Genomic DNA, 19,656 nt, shown 5'->3' with positions numbered 1-19,656 from the left:
GCCTCAGGCCCGGTCGGAGATCTGCTGGACGGCCCAGGAGTTGCCGTCCGGGTCGGTGAAGAAGACGAAGCCGACGTTGTCCAGCGGGTCCGGCATCGGGCGCGGGTTCTCGCCCAGCACCTGGATCTCGCTGACCTCGACGCCCCGCTCGACCAACTGGGCCCGGGCCTTGTGCAGGTCGGGCACCACCAGCTGGAGGCCCTTGAGCGAGCCCGGCGGCATCTCCGGCACGGCGCCCTTGCCGATCACGATGGAGCAGCCGGAGCCGGGCGGGGTCAGCTGCACGATCCGCGCGTCGTCGCCGACCACCGTGTCGTGGTCGACGGTGAAGCCGAGCTGGTCGGCGTAGAACGCCTTGGCCCGGTCCACGTCGGAGACCGGCACGATCACCACTTCCAGGGTCCAGTTCACGGTGCTCTCCTCACCTCGTCGTCTCGTGCAGCAGCTCGGCGAGCCGCGCGAAGCTCTCACCGACGCCGCGGGTCATCGGGTAACGCAACACCCGGTCGCGTCCCTCGGCAGTGGCGTAGCGCAGCGTGGTGGTGACGGTGGTGCGCCCGACGAGTTCGGTGAACTCGTGGGTGACCAGGGTCTCGCCCGGGTAGGACTGGTCGTCGAAGAGTTCGGTGCAGACCAGCCGGTGCGGTGGTTCGACCGCGCGGTAGACCCCGCCCTGGCCCATCCGCTCGCCGTCCGGGCCCTGCGAGACATAGCGCCAGCGCCCGCCCACCCGCAGGTCCACCTCGCACTCCACCAGCCGCCAGCCGCGCGCGCCGTACCAGCGGACCAGCAGCTCGGGGCGGGTGAAGGCGGCGAAGACGAGGTGCGCCGGGGCGTCGAAGAGCCGGCTCAGCACGATCTCCCGGTCGCCCGGGGTGGCCACCACCAGCGGGTCGGCGGGGCCGGTCACCGGGCCGGGTCCTGTTCCGCGGCGGTCCGGTCGCCGGACCGCACCTCGTCGAGCAGGGCGTCGAGGCGTTGGTAGCTCTCCGCCCAGTAGTCGCGGTAGTTCGCCAGCCAGGCGCTGGCCTCCCGCAGCGGCCCGGCCTCCAACCGGCAGGGCCGCCGCTGGGCGTTCCGGCCCCGGCTGACCAGCCCGGCGCGCTCCAGCACCTTGAGGTGCTTGGAGATGGCCGGCTGGCTCATCGCGAAGGGCGCGGCCAGCTCGGTCACGGTGGCCTCGCCGGCCGCCAGCCGCGCGAGGATGGCCCGCCGGGTGGGGTCGGCGAGCGCGGCGAAGGTCGCGTCCAGCAGTTCGGGAGCCACCGTTCATAACCTCCTGGTTCTATAACCAGTTGGTTCTATCGCGGATCGGGGGCCGGGTCAAGCACCCCGGGACGCACCGTGGCCCCGGCGAACCGCCGGGGCCACGGTGCGGCAGGCGCCGTCAGCAGGCGTACGCCTCCAGGCGCTGGGCCCGCTCCGGGGCCCGCAGCTTCAGCAGGGTCACCTTCTCGATCTGCCGGATCCGCTCCCGGGACAGGCCGAACTCGCGACCCACCTCGTCGAGGGTGCGCTGGCGGCCGTCGTCCAGGCCGAACCGGAGCCGAATCACCGCCTGCTCCCGCTGGGAGAGGGTGGCCAGCACGATGCTCACCTCGTTGCGCAGTTCGCCCTGCGCGGCGGCGTCGCCCGGCTCGGCGGCCGGGTCGACGGCGGCGACGAAGTCGCCGAGCGCGCTCTCGCCGTCCTCACCGACCGCCTGGTCCAGGCTCACCGGCTCCCGGTCGTACGAGATCAGCTCGATCACCTGGAACTCCGGGATGTCCAGCGCCCGGGCGACCTCGGCCACGGTGGGCTCCCGGCCCAGCGTCACGGACAGCTCGCGGCGGGCCCGGACCATCCGGTTGACCTGCTCGACCATGTGCACCGGGATGCGGATGGTGCGGGCCTGGTCGGCCATGGCGCGGGTGATGGCCTGGCGGATCCACCAGGTGGCGTAGGTGGAGAACTTGTAGCCCTTGGTGTAGTCGAACTTCTCGACCGCGCGGATCAGGCCGAGGTTGCCCTCCTGGATCAGGTCGAGGAAGGCCATGCCGCGACCGGTGTACCGCTTGGCGATGCTGACCACCAGCCGCAGGTTCGCCTCCAGCAGGTGGTCCTTGGCGGCGCGGCCCTCGGCGGCGATCAGTTCCAGGTCGGCCCGCAGCTGCGCGGAGACCGGGGTGCAGGTGGCCAGCTTCTCCTCGGCGAAGAGCCCGGCCTCGATCCGCTTGGCCAGGTCGACCTCCTGCGCGGCGGTCAGCAGCTTGGTACGGCCGATGCCGTTCAGGTATGCCCGGACCAGGTCCGTGGAGACGCCGCGCTCGTCGGTGGCGTCCAGGTCGGTCAGGGTGTCGGTGCCGTGCTCGGCCTCGATGGTGCCGCGCATCCGGTGTTCCGTCATCTGCAGGGCCATCTCTTCTCCCCGTGTCCGCGTCTGTGCCGCTCGTCCGGCCCAGTGGTGCCGGTGTGACACACAGCTTGGCGGGCGGGGCGTGAAACGGGAGTGAGGCGATCGGGGAACCGACACCAATCTCGGCGGAACGTCGGGTGCCGGGGTGTCGGCCGCCGGTGGTTGCCGGGCCCGGTTACCGTGCCAGCGGTCGGCCAGCGGGGCCGATCGCGCCGGCCGGCGCGGATCAGGCAACGGAGGGCGTCGTGGTCTTCAAGCGGCTCATGCAGGCGATGGGTGTGGGCGGCCCGTCGGTGGAAACCGTGCTGGCGAACCCCAACTGCCGGCCCGGTGGCCAGCTGGAGGGAACCGTGCACGTGGCCGGCGGCGACCACCAGGTCGACGTCAGCTACGTGGCGCTGGGCCTGGTCACCCGGGTCGAGGTGGAGAGCGGCGACAACGAGTACAACTCCACCCAGGAGTTCCACCGGCAGCAGGTGACCGGCGCGTTCCGGCTGGAGCCGGGGCAGCGCTACGACATCCCGTTCCGCTTCGACGTGCCGTGGGAGACCCCGGTCACCGAGCTGTACGGGCAGCACCTGCACGGGATGACGATGGGGCTGCGTACCGAGCTGGAGGTGGCCCGGGCGGTGGACAAGGGCGACCTGGACGCGGTCGCGGTGCACCCGCTGCCGGCCCAGGAACGGCTGCTGGAGGCGCTGCTGCGGCTCGGCTTCCGGTTCGCCCGCGCCGACGTGGAGCGGGGCCACATCTACGGCGTACGGCAGACCCTGCCGTTCTACCAGGAGATCGAGTTCCACCCGGCGCCGCAGTACGCCCGCGCGATCAACCAGCTGGAGGTGACCTTCGTCGCCGACCCGCGGCAGATGCAGGTGGTGCTGGAGCTGGACAAGCGCGGTGGGCTGCTCACCGAGGGTCGCGACGCGTTCGGCCGGTTCACCGTCGACTACGCCACCATGGACCGCACCGACTGGGCAGCCCAGCTCGACGGCTGGCTGCGCCAGTCGTTGCAGCGCCGGGGCCTCTTCTTCTGATCGAGCCGGACCGGGGTTGACCGGACCGGGGTTGACCGGACCGGGCCGGGCCGGGCCGGGCCGGGCCGGCGCCGGTCGGCGGGGGAGCCCGGTCAGGTCCAGCCGTGCTTGGCGGCGTGCCAGCCGAGCTGCATCCGGGTCTCGACGCCGGCCAGGTCCATCAGGTGGCGCAGCCGCCGTTGCAGCGTCCGCAACGACAGGTCGAGCTGGGCGGCGACCACCTGGTCGGTGAGCCCGGCCAGCAGCAGCGCCAGGATCCGGCGGTCCAGCTCGGTCGGGCCGGCCGTGCCGTCGGCGTCCGGGCGCTCGGCCAGGCCCTCGGCGGTCAGGTCGAGCGGGCGGGCGGTGCGCCACACGGTCTCGAACAACGCGTCCATCGCCGCCAGCAGCCCGGTGCGGTGCAGCAGCACGGCGCCGGGCTCGCCGCCGGGCGTGCCGGCGAGCGGCACCAGGGCCAGGTCCGCGTCGGCCAGGATCAGCTTGATCGGCAACGAGTCGACCACCCGCACCTGGACGCCGTTGCGCAGCGACTCCAGTGTCTCGGTGACCACCCCGGGCTCGGCCAGCGTCGGGCGATCCACCACGACCCGGAACCGCACGCCGTGCCCCACCGCCACCTCCTCGACCGCGTTGGTGCCCGGCGGCACGGCGATGAAGGGCGTGGTGACGAAGCTGCGGACCTCCGTCCGGGCGGCGTGCTGCACCTGGGCGAACCGGTGGCGGATGGCGTCCATGCCGGTGACCACCTCGATCAGTTCGTCGATGGCCCGGCCCGCGACCGCACCCCGGTACTCCTCGGCCAACGTGACCAGCGCCAGCTCGGCGCTGCGCAGGGCGCTGCGCTGCTCGCTGATCAGCGCCCCGAGCGCGACCGCCGGCGGTGCCACCGAGTACGCCTCGTCCGGGCCGGACTTCACCAGGCCGGACGCGGCCAGGTGGGACAGCGCCGCGCCGATGGTCGCGGTGGGCAGCCGCAGGGCGTCGGCCAGCTCGGCCGGGCCGGCCGACCCGCGCCGGACCAGCAGGCCGTAGACCGCCTCGTCGTCCGGGCTCAGACCCAGGGCGCCCAGCATCGGTGGCTGCCTCCCTCCGGCGGTGACGGCACGCAGAGTATGGGTCACCTTCATGGATCTTGACCAGGGGCGGGGCGGGGCGGACCCCCGGGACGGTGCCGGTCCCGGGGGTCCGCCGGCCGGCTCACCGCAGGCCGTACGCCCGGATGAGTTCCTGCCGGATGGCGAAGCCGGCGTCGGTCCGCGCGGCGGCCCGGACCGAGACGAAGCCGGGCTGCTTCGGCAGCTTCAGCGAGCCGGTCCACCGGTCGCCGGCGCCCTGGCTCAGCGTCACCGGCTGCCAGCTGCCGCCGTCGTCGTACGAGACCTCCAGCTCGACCGAGGTGACGGTGCCGGTGCCGGTGCCACCCGGCTGCGGCCCCGCCGTGACACTGATCTGCTGGCTGGTGCCCGCCCTGACGTCACCCCGCAGGTCCGTCTCCAGCGCGTAGTCGAGCTGCAGCAGTGCGAACGGCACGAAGGTGTCCGCCTGGTTGGAGCCGGAGACGAAGTCCCACTCGGTGTGCGTACGGGTGGAGAGCCGCCACTGCTCGGCCGGCCGCGAGGCGTCCAGCACCAGGCGGTACGGCAGCGTCCCGGCGGGCACCTCGGTCCACTGGAGATCGGCGTTGAAGGTGTTCTCGTCCAGCAGGGTGTCGCCCTGGTACAGCTTCAGGTTGGTCGGCACCGACCCCCAGTCCAGGTTGCCGCCGTGCTCCAGGATGTCGTCCGACGGGCTCCAGGCCTGCACGTTGAGGGTCATGAAGTCGCGGTAGCGGCTGTTGCGGACCCCGAACGCCCGGTTGAAGGCGGGCCGGACGGCGGGTGCGAACCAGTCCAGCCGGGTCGCGGTGCCCTTGGCGTACGTGTTCAGGTAGGCGGTGTCGGTCCAGCTGTCCTGCTGGTGCACCTCGTGCCAGACCACGTCCGGGGTGACCCACTCGGTACGGGTGCCGGGGTGCCACTCCGACTCCGGGAAGCCGAACGCCGGGCTGAAGGTCATGTCGTACCGGTAGCCGGCGCCGGCGGTGTCCCGCACGGCGTGGTAGCGGGCGTCGAGCCGGGCCAGGTCCCGGTGGTCCGGGTGGTACCGGAGCGGCCGGTCCGGCACCTGGTCCGGGTAGACCCGGGTCAGGTCGTAGACGTAGTTCGCGTACGGCGCCCGTTCCACGGTCAGCTTGGGCGCCGTGCCGCGACGGATCGCCGTGATCAGCCGCTGTCCCGCGTCGCGGTGCAGGGTGGCCACCGGGATCCGGGCCTCGCCGACGTACTCGTTGAGGATGCCGGGCCCGTCGTTGACGACGAGCAGCAGCGCCGCTCCGGCGTCCGCCGCGGCGGCGGCCCGCTCCGCCGGGGAGACCGCGTCGCTGCGGGTCACCACCGCGATCCGGCCCTTGGCGTCGATGCCGGCGTAGTCGGCGGGGGCGCCGGTGCCGGCGTGGACCGGGCGCAGCTTCCCGGTGCCCGCGGTGAGCGCGCTGCCCGGCTGCACGGTGGCCGCCAGCGGCGGCTCGCCGGGGGAGCGCAGGCTGAGCATCGGCTCGCCCTTGCGCCACCGGGTCGCCATCGTGAACGACCCCTGGCGGACCGGCTCGGTCGGCGTCACGTAGAGGTCGTCGTACCTGACCGGCACCTGGTAGGCCGCACGGTAGCTGTCGCCGCCGGCGTACTCGACCCGGTAGTCGAGCCGGCGCTGCCGGTCCTCGGCGCGCTGCGGCGCGGTGGTGTCGAGCAGGCGGGCGCGGCTCGCGTCCAGCACCACCTCGGCCGCGCCGTCGAGCACCGTCTCCGGGTCGACCAGCAGGGCGAGGCCGAGCCGGTCGGGCCGTTCACCGGGGACGTCCAGCACCGCCTCCACGGTGTACGTGCCCGGCGGCAGCCGCAGCGTCCGCTCGCCGTCGACGGCGTACCGCCACGGGTAGTACTCGCCGGCCTTCTTCAGCACCACCTCGGAACTGGTGGGCCGGCCGTCCCGGCCGGTCAGTCTGACCGTCAGGTCGTACCGCTCGTCCTCCTTGAGCAGGGCGAGCGCGGTGCGGGTGACCGGCGCGCCGGTGGCCGCGTCGGTGCCGACCAGGTAACCGGTGAGCTGGCCGTGGGCCTCGCCGCGCGGGTCCCCGGTCACCGGAACGTCGGCGCTGCCGCCGGCGGGGACGGTCACCGAGGTGGCGCCCAGGGTGAACGGGCCGGTGCCGGTGAGCGCCAGGTCGAGGGTGACGTCCGCCGGGCCGGAGTTGGTGAAGGTGACCGACCGGACGACCGGCGCGTCGGTGGGCTCGTGCGGCCAGTCGAAGCTGCCGAAGAACGCCGAGCCGGTGGCCCGGACGGTGTTGCGCACCGCCGCCGCCACGTCCAGCCGGCCGCTGCCCACCTGGTAGGGCTGGTAGCTGTCGGACAGGCCCTTGGCGCTGCTCGTCAGCGCCTCCTTGAGCTGCGGGCCGGACCAGTCGGGGTGCCGCTGGGCGAGGATCGCCGCCGCTCCCGCCACGTGCGGGGCGGCCATCGAGGTGCCGTCCATGCTCTGGTACGCGCCCTCGCCGGCGGCCTGCCCGGACCGGGCGGCGGTGATGCCGACGCCGGGCGCGCTCAGGTCCGGCTTCAGCGCGCCGGTACGGGCCAGCGGGCCGGTGCTGGAGAACCAGGCCAGCTCGTCCTGTTTGTCCACCGCGCCGACGGTCAGCGCGCTGGCCGAGGTGCCGGGCGAGCCGATGGTCTGCGGGCCGGAGTTGCCCGCGGCCACCACGAAGAGCGTGCCGTGCCGGGCGGTGAGGGTGTCCACCGCCGCCGTCATCGGGTCGGTTCCGTCGGTGCGCGACGCGTCGCCCAGGCTCATGTTGACCACGTCGGCCCCGGACTCGGCCGCCCACTGCATGCCGGCGATGATCCACGAGTCCTGCCCGTACCCGTCGTTGCCGAGCACCTTGCCGACGATCAGGTCGGCGCCGGGGGCGACGCCCTTGCGGTCGCCGCCGGAGGCCGCCCCGGTGCCGGCGATCGTCGAGGCGACGTGGGTGCCGTGCCCGTTCGGGTCGGAGACGTCCTCGCCGGGCACGAAGCTGACCGCCTCGTCGACCTGGCCGGCCAGGTCGGGGTGGCCGGCGTCGACCCCGCTGTCCAGCACCGCGACCGTCACGCCCGCGCCGTCGTAGCCGGCGGCCCACGCGGCCGGGGCGCCGACCTGCGGCACGCTCTCGGTCAGGCTGGCCCGCACCCGGCCGTCCAGCCAGAGCTTCGCCAGCCCGCCGCCGAGCGCCGTGCCGGACCGGGCCGCCGGCGCGGACGCGACGGTGGACCAGAAGGCGCGGGCCTGCTTCTTGTCGGCGGCCAGCGCGGCGCCGGTGACGCTGGGCAGCTCGCGGACCACCTTGGTGCCCGGCGGAGCGGCCGGGCGACCCGCCCGGACCCTGGCCGGGGGATAGGTGGCGATCAGCGGCAGTTCCGCCGTCCGGGCGTCGTCGTAGCCCATCTCGATCAGGTCGGTGACGTTGAACAGCCGCCGGTCCAGCCGGTCGCTGCCGAGCAGCGGCAGCGCCTCGTCGGGCAGCACGTAGAGGTCGCCGCCGCTCTGCTGGATCCGTACCCCGCCGGTGGCGTGGTCGGGCCGGTCGACGTCGGCGGTGGACTGGCCGTCGGCGAACGTGGTCACCGTGACCACGTCGCCGGTGACCAGGGTGACGGTGTGGGTGTCCCGGGTGGTGGCCGGGGCGGGCGGGGCCGGGTCGGCCGCGGCGGCGGGTGGCTGGATCGCGGCGGCGCCGGCCGCGACCAGTCCGGCGGCGGTCGCGGCGGCGAGCAGCCGCCGTCTCGTCCGGCCGGCGGCGGAGGGCTGTGAGGGCGATGGCATGCGACGGTTCTACCGCCGCCGTCCGGCCCGGTGAACAGCTTGCGGTGGCGGGGTCACGCCACGGCGTCACTCCGCCACCGCCCGCCTGGCCGGCCCGCGGGAGCCGTCAGAGATCGAGCAGGATGGTGCGCGGCCCGACGTTGACGCTCTCCACCAGCATGTGCGCGCGGAACCGCCCGGTCTCGACCTTCGCCCCCCGGGTGCGCAGCGCCTCGACGACCGCGGTCACCAGCGGCTCGGCGACCTCGGCCGGGGCCGCCGCCGTCCAACTCGGACGGCGCCCCTTGCGGGCGTCGCCGTAGAGGGTGAACTGGCTGACCACCAGGATCGGCGCCCCCGTGTCGGCGGCCGACCGCTCGTCGTCGAGGATGCGCAGCTCGTGCACCTTGCGGGCCATCGTGCGCGCGGTCTCCACGGTGTCGGTGTGGGTGACCCCGAGCAGCACCAGCAGCCCGTCGGAGATCTCGCCGACCAGCTCGCCGTCGACCGTCACCCCGGCCCGGCCGACGGTCTGCACCACCGCCCGCATCAGCCGGTCACCGGCTCGATGAAGCCCCGCTCGACCAGGTGCGCCACGATCGGCCCGGCCGCCTCGGCCAGCTCGTCGACGGCCACGTCGTGCGCGGCGGCGAGCAGGGCGAGCTGGTCGCGCAACGGCAACCGCCCGTCGGCCCCGCCGACCAGGGCCAGCACCAGGGGGTCGATCTCCTCGGTCCAGCGCAGCCCGTGCGGCATGGCGAGCACCTGCCGGTCGACCGCCCAGCCCTCGTCGCCCATGGTGGCCTCCTGGCGCAGCTGGAGCCCTTCGGCGGCCCGGTAGCGCGCGGCGAGCAGGCCGTCGGCGCCGCGCGTACGCAGCCAGTCCTGCCGGTCGAACCAGCCGGCGATCCGGTCGCCCATCGGCGCCTCCACCCGCTGGCGCAGGTCCTCCACCCGGATCACCGGGTCGTCGTGCCCGGCCCGGCGCAGCGACACGATGCCGAAGCCGATCGCCTCCACCTTGTGCGCGTCGAACCAGTCCAGCCAGTCGGCCATCCGCTGCGGGTCGGCGGCCTCGCCGACGTCGGTCAGCCACAGGTTGACGTACGCCATCGGGTCGGCCACCTCGCGCTGGATCACCCAGGCGTCCAGGCCGGTGCCGGCGAACCAGCCGGTGACCCGCTCGGCCCAGTCCTCCCCGGCGACGTGCACCCAGTTCGCCAGGTACTGCATGGTGCCGCCCTCGGTGAGCAGGTCGGGCGCGGCGGCGGCCAGCTCGGCCCCGATCGCGTCGCCCACCCGCCCGGAGTCCCGGTAGACGTGCGTGGTGGTGCCCGGCCCGACCACGAACGGCGGGTTGCTGACCACCAGGTCGAACCGGCGCCCGGCCACCGGGGCGACCAGGTCGCCGCGGAGCAGTTCCCAGTCCTGCCCGTTCAGCGCGGCGGTGGTGGCGGCGAAGCGCAGCGCCCGCTCGGAGACGTCGGTGGCGGTGACCCGCCGGGTGTGGGTGGACAGGTGCAACGCCTGCACCCCGGAGCCGGTGCCCAGGTCGAGGGCGGTCTCCACCGGCCGGCGGACGGTGGCGCCGATCAGGGTCTGGGTCGCTCCACCGATGCCGAGCACGTGCTCGGCGTGCAGCGGCCGGCCCGGCCGGGCGCTGGCCGGCACGTCGGCGAGCACCCACCAGTCGTCGCCGTAGGGCTCCAGGTCCAGCCCCATCCGCAGGCCGTCGCCGTGCCGCTCGACCAGGCCGCCGGCGAGTGCCTCCTCGATCGACAGGGGCGCCAGCGCGGCGGCCACCGCCGCCTCCGGCTCGGTCTGCTCGCAGATGAAGACCCGGATCAGGGTGCCGAGCGGGTCGCGCTCCTCGGTGGCCCGCAGCGCGGCCCGGAAGTCGTTGCGGGCCACCCCGCCGGTGGCCTGCGGGCCCAGCCGGGTGGCGATGCCGTTGGCGGTGAACCCGGCCCGGGTGAGCGCGGTCCGCAGCGCCGTCACCCCGGCGGGGGAGAGCAGCATGTCGTGTTCGTCCACGTCGCCATCCTGCCTCCTGCCGTCGCGGCGGGCGGCGCCACCCGCGACATCCGTGCCGGACGCCCAAACTAATCGACAATCATCTCTATCATCATCGTCGATGTAACGGCTACCATCTGCGGCACCAACCGTCGAGGGTGCGCCCCGCGGCCCAGCAGGCACGGCCGGGCGTACCGATGAGGAGGCACACGATGCCAGCAGGGTCCGTTGCGCGGCGGCGTCTGTTCCGGGCGCTCGCCGTCGCCGCCGGCATGGCGGCCGTCACCGCGGCCGCCACCCCCGCCCTGGCGGCGCCACCCACCGGGGAGATCCGGGGCGCCGCGTCCCCGAACGCGATCAGCGGTAGCTACCTGGTCGTCCTCCGGCCGGACGCGGCCGGCGCCGCGGGCACCGCCACCGCCCGCGCGGCCGTGCCCGAGCGGGCCAGCGCGCTGACCAAGCGGTACGGCGGCAGCGTCGGCGACGTGTACAGCGCGGCGCTGACCGGCTTCAGCGCCCGGATGAGCGCCACCCAGGCCGGCCGGCTCGCCGCCGACCCGGCGGTCGCCTACGTGGAGCAGGACCAGGTGCTCACCGTCCAGGCCACCCAGTCCAACCCGCCGTGGGGGCTGGACCGCATCGACCAGCGCACCCTGCCGCTGAGCCGCAGCTTCACCTACCCGAACACCGCGTCGAACGTGCGGGCGTACATCATCGACACCGGCATCCGGACCACCCACTCCCAGTTCGGCGGCCGGGCCACCTGGGGCACCAACACGGTGGACAGCAACAACACCGACTGCAACGGCCACGGCACGCACGTCGCCGGCACCGTCGGCGGCTCCACCTACGGCGTCGCCAAGCAGGTGCGGCTGATCGCGGTCAAGGTGCTCAACTGCTCGGGCAGCGGCAGCACCACCAGCGTGGTGAACGGCGTCAACTGGGTCACCGCCAACGCGGTCAAGCCGGCGGTCGCCAACATGAGCCTCGGCGGCGGGGCGAGCAGCGCCATCGACAACGCGGTGGCCAACTCGATCAACTCCGGGGTGAGCTACGCGGTGGCGGCCGGCAACTCCAGCGCCAACGCCTGCAACTACTCCCCGGCCCGCACCCCGGCCGCGATCACCGTCGGCTCCACCACCAGCAGCGACGCCCGTTCGTCGTTCTCCAACTACGGCTCCTGCGTGGACGTCTTCGCCCCCGGATCGAGCATCCTGTCGGCCTGGCGGACCAGCGACACCGCCAGCAACACCATCAGCGGCACCTCGATGGCCTCGCCGCACGTGGCCGGCGCCGCCGCCCTCGTGCTCTCGGCCAACCCGTCCTGGTCGCCGGCGCAGGTCAGCAGCTACCTGACCAGCAACGCCACCACCGGCCAGGTGACCAACCCCGGCTCCGGCTCGCCGAACCGGCTGCTCTTCGTGGTCAACTGACCCCGACCGGCCCGGCGGACCGACCTGACCGGTCCGCCGGGCCGCGGGTGCGTGCCGGCGGGTTCGGTGTCCCGGCTGCACCCGGGCCGGTTCGTGCGGGACCATGGCTGCCATGACGCTCGCGCTGCCCATCGATCCCGAGGCCAACCGGCTGCTGGAGCGCAGCCCGCTGGCTCTGCTCCTCGGCATGGTCCTCGACCAGCAGGTGCCGATGGAGAAGGCGTTCTCCTCGCCGTACGTGCTGACCCAACGGCTCGGGCACGAGCCGGACGCCGCGGAACTGGCCGGGTACGACCCGGAGGCCCTGGTCGCCCTCTTCGCCCAGCCGCCCGCGCTGCACCGCTTCCCCAAGGCGATGGCCGCCCGGGTGCAGGAGGTGTGCCGGGTCCTCGTCGACCGCTACGACGGCGACGCCGCCCGGCTCTGGTCCGACGTCACCGACGGCCGGGAACTGCTGCGGCGCATCGCCGACCTGCCCGGCTTCGGCAAGCAGAAGGCGCAGATCTTCCTCGCCCTGCTCGGCAAGCGGTTCGGCGTCACGCCGGAGGGCTGGCGGGAGGCGGCCGGCGGGTACGGCGACCCGGACGCGCACCGGTCGGTGGCGGACGTCGTCGACGCGGACTCGCTGCGCCGGGTGCGCGAGTACAAGCAGCAGATGAAGGCGGCGGCCAAGGCGAAGACCGCGCAGGGCTGACGCAACCGGGCCGCCGGCACGGTCGTTGTAGGCAGGATGGCGACGGGCGACCGATGACGGACTGGCGCGGAGCGCAACTGCTGCGCCCCGAGGTCAGCGCGACCCGGGCCACCTTCCTCGAACTCTTCTTCGACCTGGTCTTCGTCTTCGCGCTGACCCGGGTCTCGGTGCGCCTGATCGACGCCGCCGGGGACTCCGGCGGTGAACTGGCGGTCGAGGTCGCGCGCACCGGCGTGCTCTTCCTCGCCCTCTGGCTGCTCTGGTCGATCACCACCTGGGTCACCAGCCGGTACGAGCCCGAGCACGGCGTGATCCAGTTCGTCGTGGTGGGGTCGATGTTCGCCGCGCTGGTGATGGCGGTCGCGCTGCCCGGCGCGTTCGAGGACCGGGCGCTGCCGTTCGTGCTCGGCTACCTGGCGGCGATGATCGGCCGGCCGCTGGTCGTCGCCGCGGCACTGCACCGCCATCCGCGCCGCACGGTGCCGCTGCGGCTGGCCGCGTGGGCGGCGGCCGGTGCCGTGCCCTGGCTGGCCGGGGCGTACGCACCGGACGAGCTGCGCCTGCCGCTGTGGGTGCTCGCGCTGACCGTCGACGGCATCGGCCTCCTGCTCGGCTGGCCGCTGCCCCGCCTGGGCCCGGCGCGGGCGTCCGGCTGGCTGATCGCCGGCGAGCACCTGGCCGACCGGTACCAGCAGATCTTCCTCATCTCGCTGGGGGAGACCATCCTGGTCATCGGCGTGACCTACAGCGGGATGGCGTTCACCGCCGACCGGGCCGGCGCCTTCGCCATCGCGTTCGTCACCACGGCCCTGCTCTGGCGGATCTACTTCCACCGGGCGGGCCACCTGCTCGCCGAGGCGTTGCGGGTGGCCCGGTCGGCGGGGCGGCTCGGCTCCTCCGTCGGCGCCACCCACCTGGCCATCGTGGTCGGGGTGCTGGGCACGGGCGTGGGCTACGAGTTGGTGATCGCGCACCCGTACGGCCGGACCGATCCGGGTTGGCTGGTCTTCGTGGTGGGCGGCCCGGCGATCTTCCTGGCCGCCCGGGCCCGCTTCGAGTACGAGATCTTCGGCCGGGTGTCCTGGTCGCGCTGGGGCGGACTGGCGGCACTGCTCCTGCTGGCGCCGGCCCTCACCCTGAGCTCGCCGATGGTGGCGTTGGCGGCGGTCGCCGCCGTGCTGGCCGCGGTGGCCACCGCCGACGCGTGGCGCAGCCGGGGCCGGCCCCCCGAGGTGCCCGCCTCACCGCTGCTGCACGGCGGGGACGCGGGCGGCGACTTCCACCGGGCCCCCTGAGCGGGTGTGGGGTTCAGGCGGCCGTCGGGTGGGCCAGCGCGGCCAGCGCGCGCCGGACGTCGGCGAGCGAGACGGTGGCCGAGTCGTCGAGGTCGGCCAGCCCGGCCTCGATCCACTGCCGCATCAGCGTGGTGACGCCGATGCCCCGGGCCTCGGCGGCCGCCCGCACCCGCTCGTACGTCTCCAGCGGCAGCCGGACCGAGCGGCTCACCATCGGGGTGTCGGTGTCGGGGGTGGGCAGCTCCACCGGCGGGCTCTCGTCGATCAGCTCCGCGAGCCGGTCACCGCCGCTGTGGAACTGCTTGGTCGCGTCGTTACGGTGCATCGTCACCGCCTCCTCGTCGGTGGGACCTCCGCACTGCCTCGTCGTAGCGCTTGGCCTCGACCTCGGTCAGCTCGCGGGCGGAGAGGATGTCCCAGTCGTTGTCGGTGCCGTCGGCCTCGGCGAGCAGCACGGCCAGCCGACGCCCCCGGCGGGCGGCGGCGTAGACGACCATCACGTCGTCGCCCAGGTGGCGGATGACCCGCCGGCTGCTGTGCAGCGCCTCCCAGACTTCCCCCGGCGTGACGTCGTAGACCCTCAGGTTGGCCAACGCCTCGTCGGTGAAGCTGAACCTGCTGCCCACGGGGCGAGCGTACCACGGGCGTAACACGAGCCTCGATGCCGCGGAATTTCGCTGATCACGGGCTCGGGGTGACAGGATGGGGCGTAACCCCCTCGAGGAGGTCCGTGGTGAAGCGTCAGGCGTACCAGCCGATCCTGATCACCGACGCCTCGCGCAGCCAGGACGACCAGCTCACCAGCCGGCAGAAGCGGTACGTGCTGATGATGGGCATCCGGGTGGCCTGCCTGATCGTCGGTGCGATCCTGGTCGGCGTGCAGGCCCCGCTGCTCTGGCTCTGGCTGCCGATGGTCGCGTTGGGCATGTTGCTCATCCCCTGGCTGGCCGTGCTGCTGGCCAACGACCGGCCGCCGAAGGACGAGCACCGGCTGATGAACCGGTTCCAGGCCCGGCACCGGGACGAGACACCGCCGATGAGCCTCACGGCCGAGGAACGGCCGCACAAGGTCATCGACGCCGAGCCCTGACCCGGCCGGGCTCCACCCGGCCGGGTCGGCTCACTCCGGGCGGGCGCCCACCTGGGAGACCGCCGACGCGCCGAGGTCACCGGCCCGGGCCAGCGCCGCCGCCGGTGCCGCCCCGGCCAGCCACGCGGAGAGCAGCCCGGCCGCGAAGGCGTCCCCGGCGCCGGTGACGTCCACCACCGCCACCCGGCGGGCCGGCGACACCGTCACCGCCCCGTCCCGGTCCACCCAGACCGCCCCGGCCGCGCCCCGCTTCACCACCACCCGCCGGGCGGACGCCGTCAACGCCCGACCCTGGGCGGCCGGGTCCAGCCCGCCGGCCAGCACGGTCGCCTCGTCCGCGTTGACCAGCAGCAGGTCGACGTCGCGTACCCAGGTCAGGAAGGCCGCCGCGCCGACCCGCCGCAGCGGTGCGGCGGAGGCCGCGTCGACGCTGGTGGTGAGCCCACGCCCGCGCGCGGCGGCCAACGCGGCCAGGCCGGCCGGGCGGGACGCCGCGTCCAGCAGGGTGTAGCCGGACAGGTGCAGGTGCGCCGCGTCCGGTGCGGCGGCCAGCGCCGCCTCGACGTGTTCCGCGGTCAGCCACAGGTTGGCGCCCCGCTCGGTGATCATCGTGCGTTCGCCGTCGGTGGTCAGCACGATCACGGTGCCGGTGGGGTGGTCCGGGTGCCGGCTGACCGCGCAGTCGACCCCGGCGCGCGCCAGCTCGGCCACCCGGTCCCGCCCCTGGCTGTCGTCGCCGACCGCGCCGACCAGCGTCACCGGCACGCCCCGGGCGGCGAGCCAGGCAGCGGTGTTGGCGGCCTGTCCGCCACCGCTGAACCGGATCGCCGCCGGCGTGTCGGACCCGGTGGCCGGCGGCCCGGCCAGCACCGCCACCACGTCGGTGATCAGGTCACCGACGACGAGGACGCGGCCTGCGGTCATGCGTCGGCGCGGCGGGCGGCCGCGGCGACCGCGATCCGGGCGGCGAGGTCGGCGTTGCGCAGGATGATCCGGACGTTCACCGCCAGGCTCGCCCCCTCCGTCGCCGAGTGGAAGTGCGCCAGCAGGTAGGGCGTCACCGCCTTGCCGGTCACCCCGTCGCGCTCCAGCCGGGCCAGCCCTTCGGCGAGGGTGCTGTCGTGCAGGTCCGGGTCGAGCTGCTCGTCGGCCGGCAGCGGGTTCGCCACGATCAGGCCGCCGCGGTGCACGCCGTGCTGCTCCCGGGCGGCCAGCACGTCGGCCACCAGCTCCGGGCTGTCGACCGACCAGTCCAGGTCGAAGCCGCCATCGGTGACGAAGAAGCCGGGGAAGCGCCGGGTGCGGTAGCCGACCACGCCGACGCCGAGGGTCTCCAGCCGCTCCAGCGTGGCGCCCACGTCGAGGATCGACTTGACCCCGGCGCAGACCACCGCGATCGGCGTCCGGGCCAGGGTGACCAGGTCGGCCGACTCGTCGAAGGTCTGCGCCGCCTCCCGGTGCACCCCGCCCAGGCCACCGGTGGCGAACACCCCGATCCCGGCCGCCGCGGCCACCGCGCTGGTCGCGGCCACGGTGGTGGCGCCGTCCGCGCCGGTGGCGGCGGCCACCGCCAGATCGCGTACGGAGAGCTTGGTCACCCCGTCGGCGGTGGCCAGCCGGGTCAGCTCGGCGTCGTCGAGGCCCACCACCAGGTTGCCGCCGACCATGCCGATGGTCGCCGGCACCGCCCCGGCGTCCCGGACCGCCTGCTCGATCTGCCGGGCGACCCGCAGGTTGTCCGGGCGGGGCAGCCCGTGCGAGACGATGGTGCTCTCCAGGGCGACGACGGGACGCCCGTCGCGCAGCGCGTCGGCCACCTCGGTGCCGTAACGGATGTGGAAGTTGTTCACGACCGCCACGGTACGGGCCGCGTCCCGGCCGGGCTGAAGTGGACCGGGCCGCGGTGACCTGCCAGACTTGAGGGTTGGAGGTGGAAAAGTGAGCACACAGGTCCTCGAGCGTCCGGAGCTGAAGGACGCCGACACCGGTCCGGAGATGTTCCACTACGTCCGGAAGGACAAGATTGCCGAAAGTGCCGTGATGGGCACGTTCGTCGTCGCGCTCTGCGGGGAGACCTTCCCGGTGACCAAGGCCGCCAAGCCCGGTTCCCCGGTCTGCCCGAAGTGCAAGGAGATCTACGACTCCTGGGCCGAGTGATCACGGGCGGCCCCGCCGGCCGCCCACGTAGCCTGCGGCGGTGACCACCTCCACCGCGCTGCTCCTCGCCGACCTGACCGGGGTGGCCGTCTTCGCCGCCTCCGGTGCCTCCGCGGCGGTGGCCAAACGGCTCGACCTTTTCGGTGTCGTCTTCGTCGGCTTCGTCGCGGCCCTCGGCGGCGGTATCTTCCGGGACCTGGTCATCGACGAGGTCCCGCCGCTGGCCTTCGCCGACTGGCGCTACGCGGCGACCGCGGCGGTCACCGCCGCCGCCGTGTTCTGGCTGCACCCCCAGCTCGCCCGGCTGCGCACCACCGTGCTGGTGCTGGACGCGGCCGGCCTCGGCCTGTTCACCGTCACCGGCACCCTGAAGGCCCTGGACGCCCAGGTGCCCGCGGTCGGCGCCTGCGTGATCGGCATGCTCACCGCGATCGGCGGCGGCCTCGGCCGGGACCTGCTCACCGCCGAGATCCCGGTGGTGCTCCGGCGGGAGATCTACGCGGTCGCCGCGCTCGTCGGCTCGGTCGTGGTGGCGATGCTGCACGCCCTCGACCGGGCCGAGGCGGGCTGGCTGATCGCCGCCGCGGCGCTGGTCTTCGGCATCCGCCTGGTGGCGCTGCGCCGGCGCTGGTCGGCCCCGGTGGCCACGCTGCGCCCGCCGCGCGGCCCGGGCCTCTGATCCGGCCGTCCCGGTGGTGGCGGGGACGCGCGGTGGTGGCGCTCCGGATGTGACCGGGGTGACCAGCGTGGCGTCCGCTGCACCCGGTGGGGGCCGCTGGTTATGCTGAGTCGGCCTTCGCGGCATCTTCTGCGCGGAGGCGTTTTCATGGGCGGCGGTCCCCGTTGGCCCTCGGCCGGGGTCCGCCTGTGTGCGGTCGGAGAGGAGCGTCGCGTGGCTGCCCGGTTGCCGGCGATCGAGACGTTTCCGGCACTACGCGCCTGGCAGCGCAAGGCGCTGGTGGAGTACCTGCGCCGCCGGAGCGAGGACTTCACAGCGGTCGCCACGCCCGGCGCCGGCAAGACCACCTTCGCCCTGCGGATCGCCGCCGAGCTGCTCGCCGACGGCACCGTCGAGGCGGTCACCGTGGTCGCCCCGACCGAGCACCTGAAGACCCAGTGGGCCGCCTCGGCCGCCCGGGTCGGCATCCAGCTCGACGCCGCGTTCCGCAACGCCGACCTGCACTCCTCGGCGGACTTCCACGGCGCGGTGGTCACCTACGCCCAGGTCGGCATGGCCCCGCAGGTGCACCGGCGGCGCACCATGACCCGGCGCACCCTGGTCATCCTCGACGAGATCCACCACGCCGGGGACTCCCGGTCCTGGGGTGACGGGGTGAAGGCCGCCTTCGAGCCGGCGGTCCGCCGGCTGATGCTCACCGGCACCCCGTTCCGCTCCGACGACAACCCGATCCCGTTCGTCAGCTACGAGCGGGGCGACGACGGCCTGCTCCGGTCCCGCGCCGACTCGGTCTACGGCTACTCCGACGCGCTGCGCGACGGCGTGGTCCGGCCGGTGCTCTTCCTGGCGTACTCGGGGGAGACGCGGTGGCGCACCAACGCCGGGGAGGAGCTGGCCGCCCGGCTGGGCGAGCCGATGACCCAGGACCTGATCGCCCAGGCCTGGCGGACCGCCCTGGACCCGGCCGGTGACTGGATGCCGCAGGTGCTGCGGGCCGCCGACGCACGGCTCACCGTGCTGCGCGAGGCCGGCATGAGTGACGCGGGCGGTCTGGTGATCGCCAGCGACCAGCAGGCCGCCCGCGCGTACGCCAAGCTGGTCGAGCAGGTGACCGGCGAGAAGGCGGCAGTGGTGCTCTCCGACGACGTCGGCGCCTCCGCGCGGATCGCCAGCTTCGCGGCGTCCGAGCAGCGCTGGCTGGTGGCGGTGCGGATGGTCTCCGAGGGGGTCGACATCCCCCGGCTGGCGGTCGGGGTCTACGCCACCAGCGCCAGCACGCCGCTCTACTTCGCCCAGGCGATCGGCCGGTTCGTCCGGGCCCGTCGCCCCGGCGAGACCGCCTCGGTCTTCCTGCCCAGCGTGCCGCACCTGCTCGGGCTGGCCAGCGAGATGGAGGCCGAGCGGGACCACGTGCTCGGCAAGCCGAAGGACCGCGAGGGCTTCGACGACGACCTGCTGGAACGCGCCCAGCGCGACGAGCAGGCCAGCGGCGAGCTGGAGAAGCGGTTCGCGGCGCTCTCCGCCACCGCCGAACTGGACCAGGTGATCTTCGACGGCGCCTCGTTCGGCACCGCCGCCCAGGCCGGCACCCCGGAGGAGGAGGAGTACCTCGGCCTGCCCGGCCTGCTCACCGCCGACCAGGTGGCCCTGCTGCTGAGCAAGCGGCAGGCCGAGCAGCTGGCCGCCCAGCGGCGCAAGGCCGCCGCGCGGGCGACCGAGCCGGCCGCCGACGCACCCCCGCAGCCGGCCGCCCCGATGAGTGCCGCTCAGCGCCGGGTGGCGCTGCGCCGGCAGTTGAACGCCCTGGTGGCCGCCCGGCACCACCGCACCGGCCAGCCGCACGGCAAGATCCACGCCGAGCTGCGCCGGCTCTGCGGCGGCCCGCCCAGCGCCCAGGCCACCATCGAACAACTCGAAGAGCGCATCGCCACCGTCCAGACCCTCTGACGGCCGGACGCTCATCCCGCCGTGCCCTGATCGTCTCGCCGTGA

Annotated in this window: 20 protein-coding genes; 8 read left to right on the top strand and 12 right to left on the bottom strand. The window is 74.2% G+C overall.

Annotation, left to right across the window (positions count from 1 at the left end; genetic code table 11):
• Positions 1-3: 3 nt before the first annotated feature.
• The 4 genes from Q3W71_RS02220 to sigB form a co-directional block, all read right to left on the bottom strand.
• Positions 4-411, bottom strand: a complete 408-nt coding sequence (locus Q3W71_RS02220) for a VOC family protein (protein ID WP_302917585.1) — start codon at positions 409-411, stop codon at positions 4-6.
• Between the two features lie 10 nt (positions 412-421).
• Positions 422-910 carry an SRPBCC family protein gene (locus Q3W71_RS02215; protein ID WP_302917584.1) on the bottom strand — a complete coding sequence of 163 codons (489 nt, stop codon included), beginning with the start codon at positions 908-910 and terminating at the stop codon, positions 422-424.
• Complete coding sequence (locus Q3W71_RS02210; protein WP_302917583.1) at positions 907-1,266, bottom strand: helix-turn-helix transcriptional regulator; 360 nt, start codon at positions 1,264-1,266, stop codon at positions 907-909. Before Q3W71_RS02210 ends, Q3W71_RS02215 begins: the two co-directional genes overlap by 4 nt.
• A 121-nt stretch (positions 1,267-1,387) precedes the next feature.
• Positions 1,388-2,398 (bottom strand): RNA polymerase sigma factor SigB, encoded by a 1,011-nt coding sequence (gene sigB / locus Q3W71_RS02205; protein ID WP_302917582.1) that lies wholly within the window; start codon positions 2,396-2,398, stop codon positions 1,388-1,390.
• Positions 2,399-2,640: 242 nt separating this feature from the next.
• On the opposite strand from sigB, the gene Q3W71_RS02200 reads away from it, so the two are divergent.
• On the top strand, positions 2,641-3,429 hold the full coding sequence (locus Q3W71_RS02200; RefSeq protein WP_302917581.1) for a sporulation protein: 789 nt from the start codon (positions 2,641-2,643) through the stop codon (positions 3,427-3,429).
• Positions 3,430-3,521: 92 nt separating this feature from the next.
• Here Q3W71_RS02200 and Q3W71_RS02195 read toward each other — a convergent pair whose 3' ends face one another.
• The 4 genes from Q3W71_RS02195 to Q3W71_RS02180 form a co-directional block, all read right to left on the bottom strand.
• On the bottom strand, positions 3,522-4,502 hold the full coding sequence (locus tag Q3W71_RS02195) for a helix-turn-helix domain-containing protein (RefSeq protein WP_302917580.1): 981 nt from the start codon (positions 4,500-4,502) through the stop codon (positions 3,522-3,524).
• A gap of 124 nt (positions 4,503-4,626) precedes the next feature.
• Positions 4,627-8,325, bottom strand: coding sequence for a S8 family serine peptidase (locus tag Q3W71_RS02190; RefSeq protein WP_302917579.1), 3,699 nt, complete (start codon positions 8,323-8,325; stop codon positions 4,627-4,629).
• Between the two features lie 106 nt (positions 8,326-8,431).
• Positions 8,432-8,854: a D-aminoacyl-tRNA deacylase gene (gene dtd / locus Q3W71_RS02185; RefSeq protein WP_302917578.1), complete on the bottom strand. Its 423-nt coding sequence runs from the start codon at positions 8,852-8,854 to the stop codon at positions 8,432-8,434.
• On the bottom strand, positions 8,854-10,338 hold the full coding sequence (locus Q3W71_RS02180; RefSeq protein WP_302917577.1) for a methyltransferase: 1,485 nt from the start codon (positions 10,336-10,338) through the stop codon (positions 8,854-8,856). Before Q3W71_RS02180 ends, dtd begins: the two co-directional genes overlap by 1 nt.
• A 191-nt stretch (positions 10,339-10,529) precedes the next feature.
• On the opposite strand from Q3W71_RS02180, the gene Q3W71_RS02175 reads away from it, so the two are divergent.
• The 3 genes from Q3W71_RS02175 to Q3W71_RS02165 all read left to right on the top strand — a co-directional run bounded on the left by Q3W71_RS02175 (position 10,530) and on the right by Q3W71_RS02165 (position 13,739).
• Positions 10,530-11,750 (top strand): S8 family peptidase, encoded by a 1,221-nt coding sequence (locus tag Q3W71_RS02175; RefSeq protein WP_302917576.1) that lies wholly within the window; start codon positions 10,530-10,532, stop codon positions 11,748-11,750.
• A 103-nt stretch (positions 11,751-11,853) separates the two neighbouring features.
• Positions 11,854-12,444 carry an HhH-GPD-type base excision DNA repair protein gene (locus Q3W71_RS02170; RefSeq protein WP_302917575.1) on the top strand — a complete coding sequence of 197 codons (591 nt, stop codon included), beginning with the start codon at positions 11,854-11,856 and terminating at the stop codon, positions 12,442-12,444.
• Between the two features lie 53 nt (positions 12,445-12,497).
• Entirely contained in the window at positions 12,498-13,739 is a 1,242-nt protein-coding gene (locus Q3W71_RS02165; RefSeq protein ID WP_302917574.1) for a low temperature requirement protein A, read from the top strand.
• Between the two features lie 13 nt (positions 13,740-13,752).
• Here Q3W71_RS02165 and Q3W71_RS02160 read toward each other — a convergent pair whose 3' ends face one another.
• Entirely contained in the window at positions 13,753-14,064 is a 312-nt protein-coding gene (locus tag Q3W71_RS02160; protein WP_302918704.1) for a hypothetical protein, read from the bottom strand.
• The gene (locus tag Q3W71_RS02155) at positions 14,054-14,365 is read right to left on the bottom strand and encodes a hypothetical protein (RefSeq protein WP_302917573.1); all 312 of its coding nucleotides are present in this window, start codon (positions 14,363-14,365) and stop codon (positions 14,054-14,056) included. The genes Q3W71_RS02160 and Q3W71_RS02155 overlap by 11 nt, the downstream gene beginning before the upstream one ends.
• Before the next feature lie 104 nt (positions 14,366-14,469).
• On the opposite strand from Q3W71_RS02155, the gene Q3W71_RS02150 reads away from it, so the two are divergent.
• Entirely contained in the window at positions 14,470-14,829 is a 360-nt protein-coding gene (locus Q3W71_RS02150) for a DUF3099 domain-containing protein (protein WP_302917572.1), read from the top strand.
• Between the two features lie 30 nt (positions 14,830-14,859).
• Here the strand turns inward: Q3W71_RS02150 and Q3W71_RS02145 are convergent, their stop codons facing one another.
• Both Q3W71_RS02145 and Q3W71_RS02140 read right to left on the bottom strand, forming a co-directional pair.
• A complete protein-coding gene (locus tag Q3W71_RS02145; protein ID WP_302917571.1) occupies positions 14,860-15,753 on the bottom strand; it encodes a carbohydrate kinase family protein in 894 nt (297 codons plus the stop codon).
• Complete coding sequence (locus Q3W71_RS02140; RefSeq protein WP_302917570.1) at positions 15,750-16,679, bottom strand: pseudouridine-5'-phosphate glycosidase; 930 nt, start codon at positions 16,677-16,679, stop codon at positions 15,750-15,752. The genes Q3W71_RS02145 and Q3W71_RS02140 overlap by 4 nt, the downstream gene beginning before the upstream one ends.
• 88 nt (positions 16,680-16,767) lie before the next feature.
• Between Q3W71_RS02140 and Q3W71_RS02135 the strand changes: the two genes are divergently transcribed.
• From Q3W71_RS02135 to Q3W71_RS02125, 3 genes are all read left to right on the top strand, one after another.
• Positions 16,768-16,986 carry a DUF3039 domain-containing protein gene (locus tag Q3W71_RS02135; protein ID WP_091340497.1) on the top strand — a complete coding sequence of 73 codons (219 nt, stop codon included), beginning with the start codon at positions 16,768-16,770 and terminating at the stop codon, positions 16,984-16,986.
• 40 nt (positions 16,987-17,026) lie between these two features.
• Complete coding sequence (locus Q3W71_RS02130; protein WP_302917569.1) at positions 17,027-17,665, top strand: trimeric intracellular cation channel family protein; 639 nt, start codon at positions 17,027-17,029, stop codon at positions 17,663-17,665.
• Positions 17,666-17,878: 213 nt separating this feature from the next.
• Entirely contained in the window at positions 17,879-19,612 is a 1,734-nt protein-coding gene (locus tag Q3W71_RS02125) for a DEAD/DEAH box helicase (RefSeq protein WP_302917568.1), read from the top strand.
• Positions 19,613-19,656 lie beyond the last annotated feature (44 nt).

The organism is Micromonospora sp. C28SCA-DRY-2 (assembly GCF_030519475.1).
Classification (GTDB): domain Bacteria; phylum Actinomycetota; class Actinomycetes; order Mycobacteriales; family Micromonosporaceae; genus Micromonospora.
Note: the sequence above shows the minus strand (reverse complement) of the source record. Positions and strands in the feature narration are given on the sequence as shown.

What these genes read in the sequence shown, in the direction of transcription:
- sigB (WP_302917582.1), bottom strand. Translation starts at nt 2,398, where the DNA reads ATGGCCCTGCAGATGACGGAACACCGGATGCGCGGCACCATCGAGGCC.
- Q3W71_RS02195 (WP_302917580.1), bottom strand. Translation starts at nt 4,502, where the DNA reads ATGCTGGGCGCCCTGGGTCTGAGCCCGGACGACGAGGCGGTCTACGGC.
- Q3W71_RS02190 (WP_302917579.1), bottom strand. Translation starts at nt 8,325, where the DNA reads ATGCCATCGCCCTCACAGCCCTCCGCCGCCGGCCGGACGAGACGGCGG.
- dtd (WP_302917578.1), bottom strand. Translation starts at nt 8,854, where the DNA reads ATGCGGGCGGTGGTGCAGACCGTCGGCCGGGCCGGGGTGACGGTCGAC.
- Q3W71_RS02175 (WP_302917576.1), top strand. Translation starts at nt 10,530, where the DNA reads ATGCCAGCAGGGTCCGTTGCGCGGCGGCGTCTGTTCCGGGCGCTCGCC.
- Q3W71_RS02170 (WP_302917575.1), top strand. Translation starts at nt 11,854, where the DNA reads ATGGCTGCCATGACGCTCGCGCTGCCCATCGATCCCGAGGCCAACCGG.
- Q3W71_RS02165 (WP_302917574.1), top strand. Translation starts at nt 12,498, where the DNA reads ATGACGGACTGGCGCGGAGCGCAACTGCTGCGCCCCGAGGTCAGCGCG.
- Q3W71_RS02160 (WP_302918704.1), bottom strand. Translation starts at nt 14,064, where the DNA reads ATGCACCGTAACGACGCGACCAAGCAGTTCCACAGCGGCGGTGACCGG.
- Q3W71_RS02145 (WP_302917571.1), bottom strand. Translation starts at nt 15,753, where the DNA reads ATGACCGCAGGCCGCGTCCTCGTCGTCGGTGACCTGATCACCGACGTG.